General features: G+C 52.5%; 13 protein-coding genes. 4 read left to right on the forward strand and 9 right to left on the reverse strand.

Features of this window, described 5'->3' with window-relative positions; translation table 11 throughout:
• Positions 1–43: 43 nt before the first annotated feature.
• From LGS26_RS01945 to LGS26_RS01960, 4 genes are all read right to left on the reverse strand, one after another.
• Positions 44–3,088 carry an FAD-dependent oxidoreductase gene (locus tag LGS26_RS01945; RefSeq protein WP_237888987.1) on the reverse strand — a complete coding sequence of 1,015 codons (3,045 nt, stop codon included), beginning with the start codon at positions 3,086–3,088 and terminating at the stop codon, positions 44–46.
• 170 nt (positions 3,089–3,258) lie between these two features.
• Positions 3,259–5,259: an anaerobic carbon-monoxide dehydrogenase catalytic subunit gene (gene cooS, locus LGS26_RS01950; protein ID WP_237888988.1), complete on the reverse strand. Its 2,001-nt coding sequence runs from the start codon at positions 5,257–5,259 to the stop codon at positions 3,259–3,261.
• 24 nt (positions 5,260–5,283) lie between these two features.
• A complete protein-coding gene (gene folD, locus LGS26_RS01955; RefSeq protein WP_237888989.1) occupies positions 5,284–6,171 on the reverse strand; it encodes a bifunctional methylenetetrahydrofolate dehydrogenase/methenyltetrahydrofolate cyclohydrolase FolD in 888 nt (295 codons plus the stop codon).
• Positions 6,172–6,384: 213 nt separating this feature from the next.
• Positions 6,385–8,148 (reverse strand): formate--tetrahydrofolate ligase, encoded by a 1,764-nt coding sequence (locus LGS26_RS01960; RefSeq protein ID WP_237888990.1) that lies wholly within the window; start codon positions 8,146–8,148, stop codon positions 6,385–6,387.
• A gap of 160 nt (positions 8,149–8,308) precedes the next feature.
• Here LGS26_RS01960 and LGS26_RS01965 point away from each other — a divergent pair, with 160 nt between their 5' ends.
• On the forward strand, positions 8,309–8,914 hold the full coding sequence (locus tag LGS26_RS01965; RefSeq protein WP_237888991.1) for an L-threonylcarbamoyladenylate synthase: 606 nt from the start codon (positions 8,309–8,311) through the stop codon (positions 8,912–8,914).
• A gap of 81 nt (positions 8,915–8,995) precedes the next feature.
• Here the strand turns inward: LGS26_RS01965 and LGS26_RS01970 are convergent, their stop codons facing one another.
• The 3 genes from LGS26_RS01970 to LGS26_RS01980 are packed head-to-tail and all read right to left on the reverse strand — an operon-like array spanning position 8,996 to position 12,107.
• Entirely contained in the window at positions 8,996–9,310 is a 315-nt protein-coding gene (locus LGS26_RS01970) for an HU family DNA-binding protein (protein ID WP_237888992.1), read from the reverse strand.
• Positions 9,297–10,265: a signal peptide peptidase SppA gene (gene sppA, locus LGS26_RS01975; RefSeq protein WP_237888993.1), complete on the reverse strand. Its 969-nt coding sequence runs from the start codon at positions 10,263–10,265 to the stop codon at positions 9,297–9,299. The genes LGS26_RS01970 and sppA overlap by 14 nt, the downstream gene beginning before the upstream one ends.
• A complete protein-coding gene (locus tag LGS26_RS01980) occupies positions 10,266–12,107 on the reverse strand; it encodes a 30S ribosomal protein S1 (RefSeq protein WP_237888994.1) in 1,842 nt (613 codons plus the stop codon).
• Between the two features lie 228 nt (positions 12,108–12,335).
• Here LGS26_RS01980 and queC point away from each other — a divergent pair, with 228 nt between their 5' ends.
• Genes queC through LGS26_RS01995 form a run of 3 tightly spaced genes read left to right on the forward strand, consistent with a single transcriptional unit; the run spans position 12,336 to position 14,207 of the window.
• Positions 12,336–13,025: a 7-cyano-7-deazaguanine synthase QueC gene (queC, locus tag LGS26_RS01985; RefSeq protein ID WP_237888995.1), complete on the forward strand. Its 690-nt coding sequence runs from the start codon at positions 12,336–12,338 to the stop codon at positions 13,023–13,025.
• Positions 13,022–13,405 carry a YkgJ family cysteine cluster protein gene (locus tag LGS26_RS01990; RefSeq protein ID WP_237888996.1) on the forward strand — a complete coding sequence of 128 codons (384 nt, stop codon included), beginning with the start codon at positions 13,022–13,024 and terminating at the stop codon, positions 13,403–13,405. Before queC ends, LGS26_RS01990 begins: the two co-directional genes overlap by 4 nt.
• Positions 13,395–14,207, forward strand: coding sequence for a sugar phosphate isomerase/epimerase family protein (locus LGS26_RS01995; RefSeq protein ID WP_237888997.1), 813 nt, complete (start codon positions 13,395–13,397; stop codon positions 14,205–14,207). The genes LGS26_RS01990 and LGS26_RS01995 overlap by 11 nt, the downstream gene beginning before the upstream one ends.
• Here LGS26_RS01995 and LGS26_RS02000 read toward each other — a convergent pair.
• Together LGS26_RS02000 and LGS26_RS02005 are read right to left on the reverse strand one after the other, a co-directional pair.
• Positions 14,204–15,043, reverse strand: coding sequence for a shikimate dehydrogenase (locus LGS26_RS02000; protein ID WP_237888998.1), 840 nt, complete (start codon positions 15,041–15,043; stop codon positions 14,204–14,206). The genes LGS26_RS01995 and LGS26_RS02000 overlap by 4 nt on opposite strands.
• The gene (locus LGS26_RS02005; RefSeq protein WP_237888999.1) at positions 15,043–16,974 is read right to left on the reverse strand and encodes an aconitate hydratase; all 1,932 of its coding nucleotides are present in this window, start codon (positions 16,972–16,974) and stop codon (positions 15,043–15,045) included. The genes LGS26_RS02000 and LGS26_RS02005 overlap by 1 nt, the downstream gene beginning before the upstream one ends.
• Positions 16,975–17,011: the final 37 nt, after the last annotated feature.

The raw sequence follows: 17,011 nt of genomic DNA on the forward strand, positions 1-17,011 counted from the left end.
CTGCTTTTTGCTGCGCAATCATTCATATTGATACTTCATAAAATCAATCCATTGTGCTGCCTTTACAGAACTCCCCGGCAAAGGCATGTATCTGGGCCATTATCTCGTCATCGGTAAAGCCGCCCATGCTTATAGCCAAAGTCGGGCAGTGCGATGCACATATGCCGCAGCCTTTACAGGATGCAGTAATAGTCTCGGCCTTGCGGCGCTTATCCACCCTTTGAAGACGTATGGCGCTGAACGGACAGAGGCTCTCGCATATGCCACAGCCTATACACTTCGCCTGATCTACCCTTGATACAATGGGCGCCACCGCCACCCTTCCTTTTGCAAGCGGGATCACGGCCTTGGCAGCCGCTGCCTTTGCCTGCGATATCGATTCATCAAGTGACTTCGGCCCGTGGGCAAGACCACACAAAAACACCCCATCTACAGCCACCTCTACAGGCCTCAACTTTGCATGGGCCTCGAGAAAAAAACCATCCCCAGTAAGCGGGGCCTTTAAAAGTCTCGCCAGGGCCTCGTTGTCCCCTGGGGCTATGCCGGCTGAAAGCACCACCAACCCAGCCGGGACCTCTATCTCCTCACCAAGAAGCCTATCAAAGACACGGACGCTAACCCAGCCCCTCGTCTTTATAACCTCTGGTCTTCTGTCAGGCTCATATCTCAAAAATATGACGCCCTTTTTGCGGGCCTCTCGGTACAGGTCTTCTGAAAATCCGTATGTGCGGATGTCCCTGTAAAGTATCATTATCCTCAGTCCGGGCTTAAGCTCCTTGAGCTTCAAGGCATTTTTCACCGCCTGGCCGCAACAGATCCGGCTGCAATAGGAGAGATCCTCTCCCCGACTTCCGACGCACTGAATCATGACCACGGAATTCACATTCTTCAGCACGGCCTTGCCTTTTTTGAGCCGTTCTTCAAGCTCAAGCTGGGTCATAACCTTATTGCTTTCGCCGTAGAGATAGGATTTAGGCGTATACTGTCTTGCACCGGTTGCTACAACGAGCACGCCATGGTTTATTAGCTCAGCCTGTCCGCCGTGTCTGATAGTCGAGGTGAAATTGCCTATATATCCGGAAATGCCTTCGAGCTCGGCATCAAAAAGCACGCGTATCCTTGGGTGGAAATTGACCTTTTCTATGAGACCGCCGACTATCTTTGCCGCATCCTGGCCATCGACAGTCCAAGTCACGCGGCGCAGGTTTCCGCCGAGCTGATCAGTCTTTTCCACCAACAGGCACTCATAGCCCTGATCGGCTATACTAAGGGCTGCTGACATGCCCGCAGCCCCGCCGCCGAGCACTACGGCGCTCGGCGTGACTGATACGGTCTGCTGAGGAAGGGGCTCAAGGAGCCTCGCCTTAGCGACAGCCATCCTCACCAAATCCTTTGCCTTCTGTGTTGCTGCCTCAGGCTCATGGGCATGAACCCATGAACACTGATCCCTGATATTCGCCATCTCGAAGAACGCAGGATTGACGCCCGCGGTCCTCAATGTCTCCTGGAAGAGCGGCTCATGGGTCCTCGGAGAACAGGCCGAGATGACCACTCGATTGAGTCTGTTATTTTTTATCTTTTGAACGAGCAGCTTCAAGGCATCCTGGGAACAGGAATACATAGTATCTTCATATAGGACGACGTTTGGCAATGTCCCGGCATAGTCCTTAACTGCCTTGACATCCACCACCCCTGCGATGTTTGTCCCACAGTGACAGACAAAGACGCCGATCCTCGGCTCTTCTCTGGCCAAAGATTCATCTTCATCCGGATATGTCAGGGTTACACTCTGTGTGCCGCGGCCTTCAGCCAGCATCTCTGACACTGCTGCAGCCGCACCTGAGGCCTGCGTAACGCTTTCAGGTACATCTTTCGGCCCCTGAAACGCACCTGCAACAAAGACTCCGGGGCGGCTCGAAGACAGCGGCGCACCTATATCCGTCTTGCAAAAATCATAGTGGTTCAGCTCTATCCCCGCAGTCTTCGCTATCTCTTCCGCATCCTCCGGGGCCTCGAGCCCGACGGAAAGCACCACCATGTCAAAGACCTCCGAATGGTGCTCGCCATCATCCGTAACCCAAGTGAGCACAAGCCGCCCGTCAACCTGATCAACCCTTGGCACCTTGGCCCTAATAATCCTGAGCCCATAATTCCTTTCCGCCCTCTCCCTGGAGGCGTCAAAACCCTTTCCCTGGGTCCTTATATCAATAAAAAACAAGGCAATATCCAGATCGGGCTCGTGCTCCTTGATGACTGAGGCTTCTTTTATGGCATACATACAGCACACGGATGAGCAATAACCGTTTCCACATGTCTCATCTCTTGAACCAATACACTGCAAGAAGGCGATCTTTTTCGGCGCCCGTCCATCTGAAAGTCTAACTATATGACCTTCGGACGGACCTGAAGCGCACATAATCCTCTCCATCTCAAGGCTCGTCACAACATCCGGGAAACGGCCATAACCAAATCTTGCAAGCACCTCCTGGGCGACCCTGCCAAAACCCGGGGCAAGTACTACAGCCCCTACCTCAAGCGACAACTCCTTCGGCTTTTGTGTAAAGTCTATGGCCTTGGCCGTACATGTCTGGGCACATAGGTTACAGGTCTCATAATTGACCCTCAGACATGCCATGGGGTCTATATAGTAACTGGTTGGGACCGCTTGAGGATAATCTTTGTGAGGGGCGTTTGTCATCTCCAGTCTCTCGTTGTAGAGATCCGGTATGGGTCTTGGGCAATACATGGTGCAGGTCCCACAGGCTGTGCACTTGTCCTCATCTATATAACGAGGCTCCTGACGCACCATCGCCATAAAGTTCCCGGGCGCACCCTCAATGGACTCGAGCCTTGCATTCGTAAGTATCTCTATGTTGGGAGACCGACCGGCCTCCACCAGCTTGGGCGCAAGTATTCAGAGTGCACAATCATTGGTGGGAAAGGTCTTGTCGAGCTGGGCCATCATACCACCGATAGAGGCCTTTTTCTCGACCAGATAGACATAATAACCGAGATCAGCCAAGTCCATGGCCGACTGGACACCGGCCACACCGCCTCCGAGCACCAAAACAGCACCTGATTTTTTCATATCATTAATTACTCCGGTCTTTTAGCTATCCTGCGAAATCATATAACCAGGGCGTGCAGTACACTATCCCGACAACAAGGTCATAAACGACCTTTTCTGGCAGTGGATGCCTTGTCGCATGCCCTTGGAAGGATGACACATCCATGCCTGGCAATCGCCAAGACCTAACTCTAACCGGGCCCGTGACACCCCACGTCATGAAGCGCCGCGCCAGGCGAACCTAGTTCACGCCTCATGGCCATGTCAAAGAGCACGCGTTCTTTTTTCTTGTCAAGCCCCAAGGCCCTGCGCTTTTCGTTTATCTTGTCGATCATCTTGTTTGCGAATTCATTAGGGGTCTGTGCCACATCCCATGTCGCTCCGTAAAGGTTCTGCATGTCTTTCATGCAGTAGTCCGTTACCACCCTGGACCCGCTAGTCGGGAAGTTGGGACCAAAGACAACGGCTGCGCCGCTTGTTACAAAATACTGGCCTATCGCAACAGCCTTCTCGCTCATCCACTGCGGCGCACAGCCTATGGCCGGAAGATCGCTTATATCGCTTCCCAATCCCCCTATCTTCGCCATCTCTGTAAGGGCAACAAGTATCCGGCTGTTGTCCACGCATGAGCCCATATGGAGTACCGGGGGACAGCCCACTGCCTCTAGGACCTCCCTGAGCCCCGGACCGGCCATCGTCAAGGCCGTAGGGTTGAGAAGCCCTGCGCGGCCGACGCCAGTCGCGGCACAACCAGTGACCACCACCAAAACGTCGTTAGCTATGAGCTCTTTTGCGAGTTCGACATGTATTTCATCAAAGACCCTATAGTTGTCGCATCCCACTATAGCCGCCACGCCTCTGATGCGACCGTTTGCGATGTTGTCATTAAGCGGCCTGTATGAGGCCCGGAAACGCCCGCCGAGTATGTAATTTATGGTCTCGTGACTGAATCCGGCAACCACATCGGCCTGATAAATCGGTATATAATGCTCCCCCCTCCTTGGATAGCGCTCTATGGCACGTCTCAGTATCTCTCTGGCCACATCAAGGGCCCTGTGCTCCTCGAACTGGATGTGCGTGGCCCCGGCCATCTTCGCCCGCTCAGAGGTGGTTATAAGCTCAGTGTGGTATCTATTGGCTGCAGGAGAGACCCCCTGCATGATGCACTGGACGTCAACTACCATGACCTCAACCGCCCCTGTTGCAAGCACCACCTCCTGTTGTATAAAACTTCCGGCTATAGGAAGGCCGCGGCGCATAAGTATCTCATTTCCAGTACAGCATACACCTGCCAGGTTTATCCCCCTGGCCCCAACCTTCTTGGCCTCTGCTATGATCTCGGGGTCGTTTGCAGCCATTGCAAGGGCCTCAGCCAGGACAGGCTCATGGCCGTGTACCGTTACATTGACCTCGTCCTCCTTGAGGACGCCGATATTGACCTTTGTGCGAATGGGCGCCGGCCTTCCAAACATGATGTCCGAAAGCTCAGTCGCTATCATGGAGGCGCCCCATCCGTCGGCCATAGAGCAACGTGCTGCCTGAAACAGGATATTCCTATAGTCTTGATCCACGCCCATGTGGGTCCTGTGCATGAGCTCCACTACCTCGCGGTCAATCCCTCTCGGCATAACGCCAAGTCTGGCCCAGAGCTCCTGACGCGGTTTGGGCGCACGCCCGGCAAATAAGAGCCGGCCCGACTGCTGTCCAAATTCATTTATAAGCAAGGTGCCAACCTCTATGGCAAGGTCGTTTTTGTCCTTGCCGTTGGGAACTATGCCAAGCCTCAAGGCAGTTTCCCTGAGCTTGTCTTCGTCTTTTATTGTATACGGAGTCTCACCCTTTGCAGTGGCAAGAAAGGCCATCACAAGCCCTCGGCCGTGATCTATGTGTGCGGATGCACCACCGGCTACGATACGGGCAAAGTTACGGGCGGCCACAGTAGATGCGTCGGCCCCACATATCCCTATCATCTGGTCAACGCCCTCTATAATCTGACATGGCCCCATATTACAGTTGCGGCAGCATGTCCCGCCCTTGCCGAAAAGACAGGGCTCGGTGGCCCTGAGCTCCACCCTGTGGGCCGCAGTGACCACTCCGGACGCACAGGACTGACACAGCACGTCTATATTGGCCTCACATTGTATCTTAGGGCATCCGCCGTTTCCCTTGTCAAATCGCTTACTGGTATCCATAGTTACTTCTCCTTTATGTCCGCTCTATGCCAGTCCAGCGGCCTGCCTAGCGGCCTGAACCGTATTTTTCATAAGCATCGTTATGGTCATTGGGCCCACGCCGCCCGGAACAGGGGTGATCGCAAAAGCCTTTTCCTTGACTGCATCGAAATCGACATCCCCACAGAGGATCGCCTTGCCTTCCGCGGTCTGGCCTATGCGGTTTACACCCACGTCAATCACAACTACACCATCCTTCACCATATCGGCGGTGATTACCTTCGGTCTCCCTGCAGCCACGATCAGTATATCGGCCCTCCTAGTATGAAAGGCCATATCTCTCGTCCTTGTATGACATACGGTCACGGTTGCATCGCCGGCAGGCCGCTTCTGAAGCATCAGATTGGCTATGGGCTTACCAACGATATTGCTCCTTCCCACAACCACCACCTCAGCACCTTTCGTATCGATGCCTGAACGGACCAACATCTCAAGTATGCCATGCGGGGTACACGGCAAGAAGCACTGTTCGCCAATAACCATCTTGCCGACATTTACTGGGTGAAAGCCGTCCACGTCTTTGTCAGGATCTATCGCATAGAGCACCTTGGTCTCATTTATGCCCTTAGGCAGCGGCAACTGAACAAGTATCCCGTGGATCGCCGGGTCCTTGTTGTATTTCTCAATCAAGGCAAGAAGATCTGTCTCCTTTATATCTGCCTTTTGATTATCCTGCACCGAATAGAAACCAAGTTCGTGAGCCGTACGCTGCTTGGCCATCACATACGAAACCGACGCTGGATTTTCTCCAACCAAAATGGTCACAAGCCCTGGGGTCACTTTGTGTCTTTCCTTGAGCTCGGCCACCTCGGCCTTGAGCTCTTCGCGTATCTGTTTAGCTATCTCCACACCGCTTATAATCTTTGCTGCCATCGCGATACACCCTCCGAATCAAATGTCCATAAATAATGCCAAAATCATGCCATATTTTATGCGACGACCATAGCCTTTTTAAAAAATCATAATTTATTGAATTCAAAGAATTCTTATTAAAGAAAGTGTTACTTTTTTGATATAAATAATATCAATGCCCTGCCCCTGGGGTCTAATGCCCCAGAGGTGGGGCATTTTCCCCTGTAAAGGACCTTAAAACAGACCCTTAACCTTGCCGGTCTCCACATCCACATCTATGCGGCGATAAGCCGGATCTGAACCTGTGCCTGGCATAAGGCTTATGGCACCAGCCACCGGCACCACAAACCCGGCACCTTTGTAAGTCAGTATATCCCTTACGTGGAGTGACCAGCCCTTCGGCACGCCCTTAAGGTTCGGGTTATCCGACAGGCTCAAATGGGTCTTCACCATGCAGGTGCCGAGCCCTGAAAGCTCCGGGTCCTTTTCCATGGCCTCGGCCTTAGCTGCCGCCTCCGGGGTGTATGTAACGCCGTCGCCGCCATAGACCTCTTTGGTTATAAGTTCAATCCTCTTTCTCAGCGGGACATCAAGGTCGTAAAGGAACTTAAAGTTGTTTGGCTCCTCGCAGGCATCAATGACCGCATCAGCAAATTCAAGCGCGCCGTCTCCGCCCTTCAGCCAATGTTCGGAGAGTGCGACCCTTGCACCAGCTGACTCACACAACCTCCTGACCGCGGCTATCTCGTCTTTAGTATCGGTATAGAAGGCGTTTATACAAACGACCGGATTTATGCCGCTCTTCTTAACAGTCTCTATGTGTTTCAGGAGATTTACACAACCCTTTTCCACCCACTCGACATTCTCCTTGTTGTACTCCTCAGGCATCGGACGGCCTGGCCGCGGTATCGGGGCCCCACCGTGGCATTTCAATGCCCTTATAGTGGCAACAACCACGGCACAATTCGGCTTAAGGCCGCTGAAACGGCACTTCAGGTTCCAAAACTTCTCAAAACCGATATCGGCGCCGAACCCGCTCTCGGTAACAAGGTAGTCGGCGAGTTTGAGCCCAACCCTGTCTGCAATGACCGATGACTGGCCGATTGCGATATTGGCGAACGGCCCTGCATGGATCAAACAAGGCTGCCCCTCGATAGTCTGCATGAGGTTGGGATTTACCGCCTCAACCATCCATGCCGTCATGGCACCCGCCACCTCCAGGTCTTCTGTGGTGATCGGCCGACCCTGCTTATCATAAGCAAGTACAATCCTTCCTATGCGCTCCCTCAAGTCTTTGAGATCATTGGCAATGGCCAGAATCGCCATGATCTCTGAGCTTACAGCTATATTAAAACCGCTCTGCATGGTAAAACCATCCATTTTGCCGCCAAGGCCTATCGTTATATTTCTTAGCGCCTGGGCGCAAAAATCTATAATCCACCTGAACTCTACCATCTTGGGGTGTATGTCAAGACGCTTAAGCCCCCTCTTCGCCAACTCCTCGTCCGTATAATTGGCCTCATGCTGCATCCTGGAGGTCAAAGCGACCATGCCTAAGTTGTGGGCATTCATTATAGCGTTTATGTCGCCTGTAAGCCCAAGCGAAAACTTGGAAAGCGGGATCACCTGCGCCAGACCGCCGCCCGCCGCACTGCCTTTTATATTGAATGTAGGACCGCCTGAGGGTTGCCTCAGGGCGCCGATTACATTCTTTTTTCTCTTGCCCAACCCCTCCATGAGGCCAACCGAACAGGTGCTCTTGCCCTCGCCGAGCGGGGTGGGTGTTATGGCTGTAACATCTATATACTTGCCGTCAGACCTGCCCTTGAGCCGATCGAGGACCTTGGCATAGTCTATTTTTGCCACATAATGTCCATATGGCAGAAGCTCATCCTTTTGAAGCCCCATCTCCTCGCCAAGGGCATAAACGGTCTTCATATTTTCTTCCGCTGCCTCGGCTATCTGCCAATCCTTCATCTTTGTTGGATCGAGTTGCATAAAATCTTCCTCCTGTATAGAATTGTAGGCCAAAAACCAAGGGCCTGAAGCTTACGGTCTTTAATGAGCCGTGTAATTTTTACTGGTAACTGAATATGGGGTTGTTTGTCAATTCCGTAATTGCAATCAAGATGCCCAGAACCTGCCGAGGTGATCCGAATTGATCCTTGAAATAGACCCGACAAGGCCTAACCCCAGACATATAAACATAGTCGCCGATGCATTAAGGCGCGGCGAAATCGTAGTCTATCCCACTGATACCTGCTATGGGATAGGTGCCGATATCTTGAACAAAAAGGCCATAGAACGCATCTATCAAATAAAAGGCACGCCAAGAAACACACCCTTCAGCTTTGTGTGTGCGGATCTGAGCAACATCAGCCGTTACGCACATGTCACAGACTGGGCCTACAGGATATTGAAGAGATATCTCCCTGGACCTTACACATTTATCCTCGAAGGATCGCGCGAGGTGCCCAAGATGATGCTTACAAAAAGGCGCACGGCCGGCATCCGGATACCTGATCACAAGATCTGTCTCGCCATAACCGCCGCACTTGGAAATCCGGTCATCAGCACGTCTGCAAGCACGGGCGCAGGTCCAATATGGGCCGATCCTTATGAAATAAGGGATGCTATCGGAAGACATATAGCAATCGTCATTGACAGCGGGATAATACATCCTGAGCCTTCAAGCGTAATATCACTCATAAACGACGAGGCCAAGGTCTTGAGGGTCGGCAAGGGTGATATATCAGGCTTTTAGAGCTGGTTTGGTTGATCTAGCTGATCCGTGTAACAGACCGAAATAGACAAGTCGAATCGGCTGACGCCCGGATCGACAGCCTCAACCATCGAATGTCTTAGAGACGGCGGATATGGTCTTGCTTGGCTTAAAGACGATCCGCCTGTTGGCAGGGCATTCAGTCAAGATGTTATTCTTCGGATTGAGGAAACGGCGCCCTTTTTGTCGATGAACAACAAGGCTGCCGAATCCCCTTAACTCCACCCTGCGACCCTCTCTTAACGCCTCGGCAATGGAGTTGAAGACGGTATCAACCACCTCGTTCAAGTCCCTTTTTAGGATATCCGGGAAGGCCTCCTTGAGCCTTGCAGCCAAGTCGCCCTTGAACAACACCCGCTGCATCTTATCGCTGGCCATTGGGCATGCCAATGGAATACAAAGGTATGGGATCGATGGATATAAAAAATCTTTGGATGACCCCTGAAAGGGCCCTTGCCCCGGTTTCTTCAAACATCTCTCTCAATATAGACAAACGGTCCTTAGCAGGATACTCAAGCTTGGGCTCGCCCTTGATCCCAGCCAACCTCGCAGCCTCCTGCGCAGCTACACTGAAATTGCCGAGCTTATCAACAAGTTTATACTGAAGGGCCTGATTTCCTGAAAAGATACGCCCGTCAGCCAGGGGCTCGACCTGTTCAATTGTAAGCCCGCGTCCTTCCGCAACCGCTGCGATGAACTGTTTGTGGATGTCATCCATGACGCTAGAGATGACCTTGACCTCTTTTGGCGACGGATCACGGTTTATCGGCCCGAGGTCTTTGAGCGCCCCGCTCTGCACCACATTAAGTTTTATACCCAACTTCTCCATCAAAGGACCAAGGTTCGGCAACTTCATAATGACGCCTATACTGCCAGTAATGGTGCCCGGGTTCGCAATGATCCTGCGGGCACCTACCGCTACATAATATCCGCCCGAGGCGGCCACTGTGGCGAGGGAGGCCACAACAGGCTTCTTTTTATCGAGCCTTTTTATTTCTTCGTATATCTCTTGAGATGCACCGACCGCCCCGCCAGGGCTGTCTATCCTGACGACGACCGCCTTTATGTCAGGACGTGCACCCAGCTCCCGCAATAATTTAAGCGTCGGCTCCGATTCAGTGATCACACCTTTAATCTCGACTACACCTATCTTTTCTCCCGAACCGACTGCAGGTACAGTGACGCCAGGCCTCACCAACCAGAATATCAACAGGACAAAACCCACCATCGACAATATGGCAAGCCCCCCTATCGTGGCCAAGACCACGAGCAAGGTATTTCGTAGACCGCCAGTGGTCTGAATGGGCCGCTCGCCTTCCATGCCGAAATCCACCTAGCCCCTCCGTTCCTCTGACTTGGAACGGACGATGCCCTGCTGTGCAAGTTCTTCCTGAAGAAGGCTGCCGAGGGTTGCAGCCCCGCGCTTGGAGGCTGTGGCAGATGAATACTCCTCGAAATAAGATCTCTCAGAGTCCTCGTTTATGCGCTTTATAGATAGACCTATGCGCCTTTCAAGCGGGGCTACATGGATCACCTTTGCCGACACCTCCGAACCGATCTCAAACATACCCATCGGCGTCTTCACCTTGCCTGTGGCAACCTCGGAGACATGTATGAGGCCTTCAACCCCCTCTTCAAGCTCGACAAAGACGCCGAAGTCGGTCACGTTCGTCACCTTGCCAGTAACGATCCGCCCTACTGGAAAACGCTCGGTTATAGTAGTCCACGGATCCGGTTGAAGCTGTTTCACCCCGAGCGAAAACCGCTCCTTCTCTTTATCGACATTCAAGACCACGGCCTGTATGCGGTCACCTTTTCTATACAGATCCCCCGGATGGTTTATCTTTTTGCTCCATGAAAGATCGGATACATGAACAAGCCCGTCTATCCCTTCTTCTATGCCGATAAAGACGCCGAAGTCGGTCACGTTCTTGACCGTACCTTCGATGACTGTGCCCACCGGATAGCGTTCCTCTACAAGATCCCATGGATTCGGCTCTATCTGTTTCAAACCCAGGGATATCCGCTTGGCCTCAGGATCCACCTTAAGCACGACTGCCTCGACCCTTTCGCCTACCTTTAATATCTGAGATGGATGGCGGATACGCTTTGCCCACGACATCTCAGAGACATGTATGAGGCCTTCAACCCCCTCTTCAAGCTCGACAAACGCACCATAATCCGTAAGACTCACCACCTTGCCCTTGACCCTTTCGCCGACAGGATACTTCTCCGCCACACGAAGCCACGGGTCTTCGGTGAGCTGTTTGATACCCAACGAGACCTTTTCATTCTCGGGCGTATAGCTTAAGACCTTTACCTTGATCTTATCACCCGCCTTGAACTGCTTCGATGGGTGTTCTATACGGCCCCATGATATATCCGTTATGTGCAGGAGGCCGTCTATTCCACCTATATCCACAAATACCCCGTAATCAGTGACATTCTTTACGACCCCTTCGATTACCTGACCCTCTGCTAGAGATGAAAGGGTCTGCCTCTTTTTTTCATCCCGCTCTTTCTCAAGGAGCGCTCTCCTAGACACCACTATATTTTCTCTCTTTCTGTTGCATTTCAAGATCAGGCAGTCGACGGCCTTCCCCATGAAACCATCAGGATCGTTGACCGGTCTGATATCTATCTGAGAAAACGGAAGAAAGGCCTTGACACCCGCCCTCTTCTCCCCGATCTGGACCGATAGCCCGCCCTTTACCTTTGACGATATGATACCCCTGACAGGTGTGCCATTTTCATATGCCTTCAATATATCCTGCCATATCTGGCGACGGAGGGCCTTAGAATATGAGATGGAAAGCCTCCCATCCACAGGATCCCAATCTTCGAGGAGTATCTCGATCTTATCACCAGGCGATACCATAACCTCTCCATTCTCGCCCAAAAATTCGGAAACCGGTATCCTTCCCTCTGATTTGTAACCAACATCCACCATAACATGCTCTTTGTCTATACGAACGACCCTGCCTTCGATGATCTCTCCGGCCTGGAAGGTCTTGAGACTCTCTTCAAAAAGGTCTTCAAACTGGCCCATGTCGCCAGTTTCCTCAAAAGACCCTTCTTTTTTTTGTTGCATTTGTCCTGATTGAGTAGGCGCAGCCGCCTGTTCGGCGGTCGCGGTTGGAGCCTGTTCCTGTGTTGCCTCGGCTACTTTTTCCATTATGGATTCCCCCTGACAAATAAATTAACTATCAAAGATAACAGGGCGGGGGACAAAGTTCAATAACAGACTGATTCCCTATGCGTCAAACTATGTCAAAAACCTTCAAAACCACCAGCTGCCGCCTCATTCGTTTGAGGCTTGTAAAAATCAGCTTAGGACTTATTTTAATCCAGTAAATTAAAAGGCTTTCAAGCGAAAGGCGCAAAAAATCAAAGAGGTAGTGAAATGCAGGTGGAAATTATTGGCAAACCCCTTGCCGTCTGCCTTGTAAGCGGCGGGCTTGACAGTTGCGTCACGGCAGCCATCGCCAGGAAGACTTGCAGGCTTGCATTTCTCCACGTAAACTATGGCCAATTGACTGAGCGGCGCGAGCTTGAGGCCTTTAATGGGATTGCTAATTATTTCAGAGTTGAAGACCGCCTTGTGGTGGACATTTCACACCTTAAATCAATAGGCGGCTCGGCCCTTACAGACCCGTCGATCCCTGTCCCGCTCGACGCCCATGGGCCTGGGATACCAATGACCTACGTTCCATTCAGAAACACGCATCTCCTTGCAATCGCCGTATCCTGGGCGGAGGTAATAGGCGCGCGCTACATATTCATCGGGGCCACGGAGGTGGACAGCTCAGGCTACCCTGATTGCCGGAAGGGCTATTTTGAGGCATTCAACAGACTCATAGAGGAAGGGACCAGGCCTGAGACCAAAATAGAGGTAATCACACCAATCATCCGCTACTCAAAAAGACAGGTGGTTGAGGAAGGCCTGAGACTTAACGCCCCTCTGCACCTTACCTGGTCATGTTACAAAAACGAGGATGCAGCCTGCGGAAGGTGTGACTCTTGTGTTTTGAGGCTTAAGGGCTTTGAGGCCGCAGGCGTTATTGACCCCATTTCTTATGAGGTGCGGCCATGAACGAGGTATTCCGTTGTCAGATGTGCGGCCACTGCTGTTGCGGCGAGGGCACGGTCTCGCTCTCAGAAGAGGAACAAAAACGGATCGCATCTTATCTTGGCCTGGAACCCAGGGATTTTTTACAGAAATTATGCACACAAAAAGATAAAAGGGTTGAAATGCTGATAAAAAACGGGCATTGCATCTTCTTGGGCCCTAACAACCTCTGCGCCATCCATCCAGTCAAGCCGTTTCACTGCCGCCGTTGGCCGCTTCATCCAAGCATACTCAATGACCCTAACGCCTGGGAAGCCATCAAGGCCGACTGCCCCGGCTTTGACAGGGCCGCCACATATGAGGCTGTATGCGAACTTTTAAGGAGAAACGGCATTGGAAGCTGAACTTGCAAAAAAGAACGCTTTTGTCTGCTGCCCCTTTAACCTGATTGTCAGCGATTATCTGAAAAGGATCATAGCCGAACACATAAACCCTGAGATAGGCCTGAACGGTGGTGTCCTTGACGAATTCAGGTTCCAAAGCTTCAGGCGAATAGCCCGCATATTCAAGGCCTCTGGAACAAAATGCACGATTCATGCCCAGTTTACAGACCTCTCCATAGGCGCCATCGACAAAAAGATCAGAAGGGTCTCGGTGGACAGACTCAGGCAGTGCCTTGAGATAGCGGCCATTTATGAGGCAAGATCAATGGTCTTTCATACCGGCTTTGACGAGAGACACTACCTGAGTTTTGAAGGACGATGGATGGAAAACGCCAGGGCCTCCCTTGAGACCCTTTGCCGCGAGGCAGAATCAGCAGGTATTCCCATCATGCTAGAAAACGTCTTCGAACCCTCACCAGCCATCCACAAGGCGCTCTTTTCAGCCGCAGACTCGCCTGCCCTGAAATTCTGCTTTGACATGGGGCATCAGCAGGTTTTTTCAAAGACAGGGCTTTCCATCTGGCTGGACGAACTTGGGCGCTACATCGGCCAACTCCATCTCCACGACAACCTCGGCCGCAAGGACGACCACCTGGCCATAGGGGCTGGCATCCTTGACTTTGACGCCCTCTTTTCGTTTCTTACCGCACATAAAATCCATCCCTTACTCACCCTTGAGCCGCACGGCGAGGAGCAGGTAATGCCGACGTTAAGGGGGCTCGGCGGCCTTCTGAAAAGATTTCCGATATTGACTGAAGACTAAAAATCAGCCAGATCGAGGATGGCCTTCAACGCCCCTTTCATGGCCTCGTGAGGCGCCTTTTGCCCTGTCCAGAGCTCGAATTGCGCCTCGGCCTGATAAAGGAGCATCTTGAGACCACTAACAACCCTACAACCGTATTCCTTGGCCTCCTTAAGGAGTCTGGTTTCAGGCGGTGAATAGACGATGTCCATGACCACATCGAACCCCTTCAGCAAGGCCTTATCCACAATGGATTCACCCTCTCCGGGTCTCATTCCAACCGAGGTAGTGTTTATGAGCACGGATGCCCTGACATCTGCCATCCGATCAAGCCCCGACCATGCGGCACCGACGGCCTCGGCCAATATCCTTGCCTTCTCGGGACGCCGGTTGGCCACATGAACAACACCCCCCTTCATTACCAGGCCAGCGCAGACAGCCCTGGCCGAACCCCCGGCCCCAAGGACCAAAAATCTCCTACCCTCTATGGTCACAACCTCCTCCAGGGCCCTTATGGCACCGATCCAATCGGTGTTTGCGCCAAAGAGCCTGCCGGAATGATTGATCACGGTATTCACGGCGCCGATCCGTTCGGCCGCCGGATCGATTTCGTCCAGAAAGGGTAAAACCGCCTCCTTGTAGGGTATGGTGACCGAAAGACCCTTTATATCAAGCGCCTTGACCCCTTTTAAGGCTGAAGCAGGGTCGATCACATCAAATGCCAGATATGCGGCGTCGATCCCCATAACCTCAAAGGCCCGATTGTGTATGACAGGACTCAACGAATGGGCCACCGGATGACCGATAATGCCATAAAGGGCCGTAGCCGCGCTAGGCCAGGGAAAAGACCTTGCCATTACACCCCCTGGATCCTCGCCCTCGTCCAGTTCAAGAGCCCCCCTGTAGTCAATATTTCCCTATCGCGCCTGCTCAGCTCCAGACGGGCGACAATCAACCGACCGTCGACCCTCAACTCCACCTCATCCATGCCATCTAGCAAGGCCGCTCTAAGCCCAGGTATCTCCACATGGCCGTCTTGTGCGATATATGCGTAATCATCTGGATCCTTGAAGGTCAACGGAACAATACCAAAATTTATCAAATTCGCCCTGTGAATCCTGGCAAAACTCTTGACCAACTTAACCCGCACCCCAAGATATCTAGGGGCCAATGCAGCATGTTCCCTTGATGAACCCTGGCCATAATTCTCACCACCGACCACCATACACGAGCCCACTTCCCTGGCCCTCATCGCAAAAGAAGGATCGATGGACGAAAAGACATACTCGCTTATGGCCGGAATGTTGCTTCTGAGGGGAAGGATCTTGCTCCCTGCAGGCATTATGTGGTCGGTGGTGATGTTGTCGCCCACCTTGAGGATGACCCGACAGGACAGGGTGTCAGGAAGTGGATCAAAGACTGGGAGCGGTTTTATGTTAGGCCCCCGAAGCACCTCGACCCTTGAGCCGTCTTTGGGTGGAACTATTATGCCGCCGTCATTGACGACGAATCGCTCAGGTAGATGGATGTCGGGCATCTCGCCGAGATCCCTCGGGTCCGTTATGGCCCCGGCGACCACAGACGCCACAGCTGTCTCAGGGCTACACAGATAGACCTGATCATCTTTGGTGCCGCTCCTGCCCGGGAAATTCCTGGTGAAGGTGCGGAGGGAGATGGTGCCTGTGGCAGGGGCCTGGCCCATGCCTATACAGCCAAGACAGCCAGACTGGTGCATCCTTGTACCTGCATGGATGAGCGGTAAAAGAAGACCGTTGATCTCCAAGTTCTCCAAGACCTGGAGGCTGCCAGGATTGACCTCGAAACTCACATCTTTATGAATGGCCCGATCCTTCAATACAAGTGAGGCCAGGGCCAGATCTCTGTATGAGGAGTTGGCACATGAGCCGATTATCACCTGCGAAACAGCCCTGCCCGCCACTTCGCGCACTGGCACCACATTGTCAGGCGATGAAGGACAGGCGATCATGGGCTCAAGCCTCGCAAGATCCATCTCGATCACCTCATCATAACAGGCATCCGCATCCGCCTCGAGCGGCCGCCAGAGCCCTTCACGACCCTGGGCCTTCAAGAAGGCCCTTGTCATCTCATCAGAAGGAAAAACCGAACTAGTCGCCCCCAATTCGGTACCCAGATTTGCAATGACCGCCCTATCAGGAACAGTCAAGGTCATAACCCCCGGACCAAAGTATTCAATCACCTTACCTACACCACCTTTTATAGTCAGGCGATGCAACAGCTCCAAGATTACGTCTCTAGCCGAGACCCATGGTTGGAGTCGTCCTACGAGATTTACGCCCACAACCCTCGGCATGCGCAGATAAAAAGGTTGACCAGCCATGGCCATGGCCACATCAAGACCGCCAGCGCCTATAGCCAACATGGACGCACCGCCCGCCGTCGGTGTGTGGCTGTCTGAACCAAGGAGTGTCTTTCCTGGTTCGGAAAAACGCTCAAGGTGTACCTGATGACATATGCCGTTTCCAGGCCGTGAGAAGAGAACGCCGAAACGGGCCGCTACGGTACGCAGAAAACGATGGTCGTCAGCATTTCTAAAGTCTGACTGTAGGAGGTTGTGGTCAACATAACTCACAGAGAGATCGGTCCTGACCCGCGGGATGCCTATAGCCTCAAATTCGAGATACGCCATGGTGCCAGTGGCATCCTGGGTAAGAGTCTGATCTATTCGCACGGCTATCTCAGATCCAGGGGTCATTTCGCCTTCAACCAAATGCCCGGCTATGATCTTTTCGGTGACTGTAAGGCCCATTTTTACTCCTTAGTTTATGGAATCAACGTCTGGAGAC

Source organism: Dissulfurimicrobium hydrothermale, from assembly GCF_022026155.1.
Taxonomy (GTDB): domain Bacteria; phylum Desulfobacterota; class Dissulfuribacteria; order Dissulfuribacterales; family Sh68; genus Dissulfurimicrobium; species Dissulfurimicrobium hydrothermale.

Bases quoted from the DNA above. Each gene is read 5' to 3' on its own strand.
- LGS26_RS02005 (WP_237888999.1), bottom strand. From the start codon at position 16,974: ATGGGCCTTACAGTCACCGAAAAGATCATAGCCGGGCATTTGGTTGAA.
- LGS26_RS01980 (WP_237888994.1), bottom strand. From the start codon at position 12,107: ATGGAAAAAGTAGCCGAGGCAACACAGGAACAGGCTCCAACCGCGACC.
- cooS (WP_237888988.1), bottom strand. From the start codon at position 5,259: ATGGATACCAGTAAGCGATTTGACAAGGGAAACGGCGGATGCCCTAAG.
- folD (WP_237888989.1), bottom strand. From the start codon at position 6,171: ATGGCAGCAAAGATTATAAGCGGTGTGGAGATAGCTAAACAGATACGC.
- LGS26_RS01960 (WP_237888990.1), bottom strand. From the start codon at position 8,148: ATGCAACTCGATCCAACAAAGATGAAGGATTGGCAGATAGCCGAGGCA.
- queC (WP_237888995.1), top strand. From the start codon at position 12,336: ATGCAGGTGGAAATTATTGGCAAACCCCTTGCCGTCTGCCTTGTAAGC.
- LGS26_RS02000 (WP_237888998.1), bottom strand. From the start codon at position 15,043: ATGGCAAGGTCTTTTCCCTGGCCTAGCGCGGCTACGGCCCTTTATGGC.
- LGS26_RS01970 (WP_237888992.1), bottom strand. From the start codon at position 9,310: ATGGCCAGCGATAAGATGCAGCGGGTGTTGTTCAAGGGCGACTTGGCT.
- LGS26_RS01990 (WP_237888996.1), top strand. From the start codon at position 13,022: ATGAACGAGGTATTCCGTTGTCAGATGTGCGGCCACTGCTGTTGCGGC.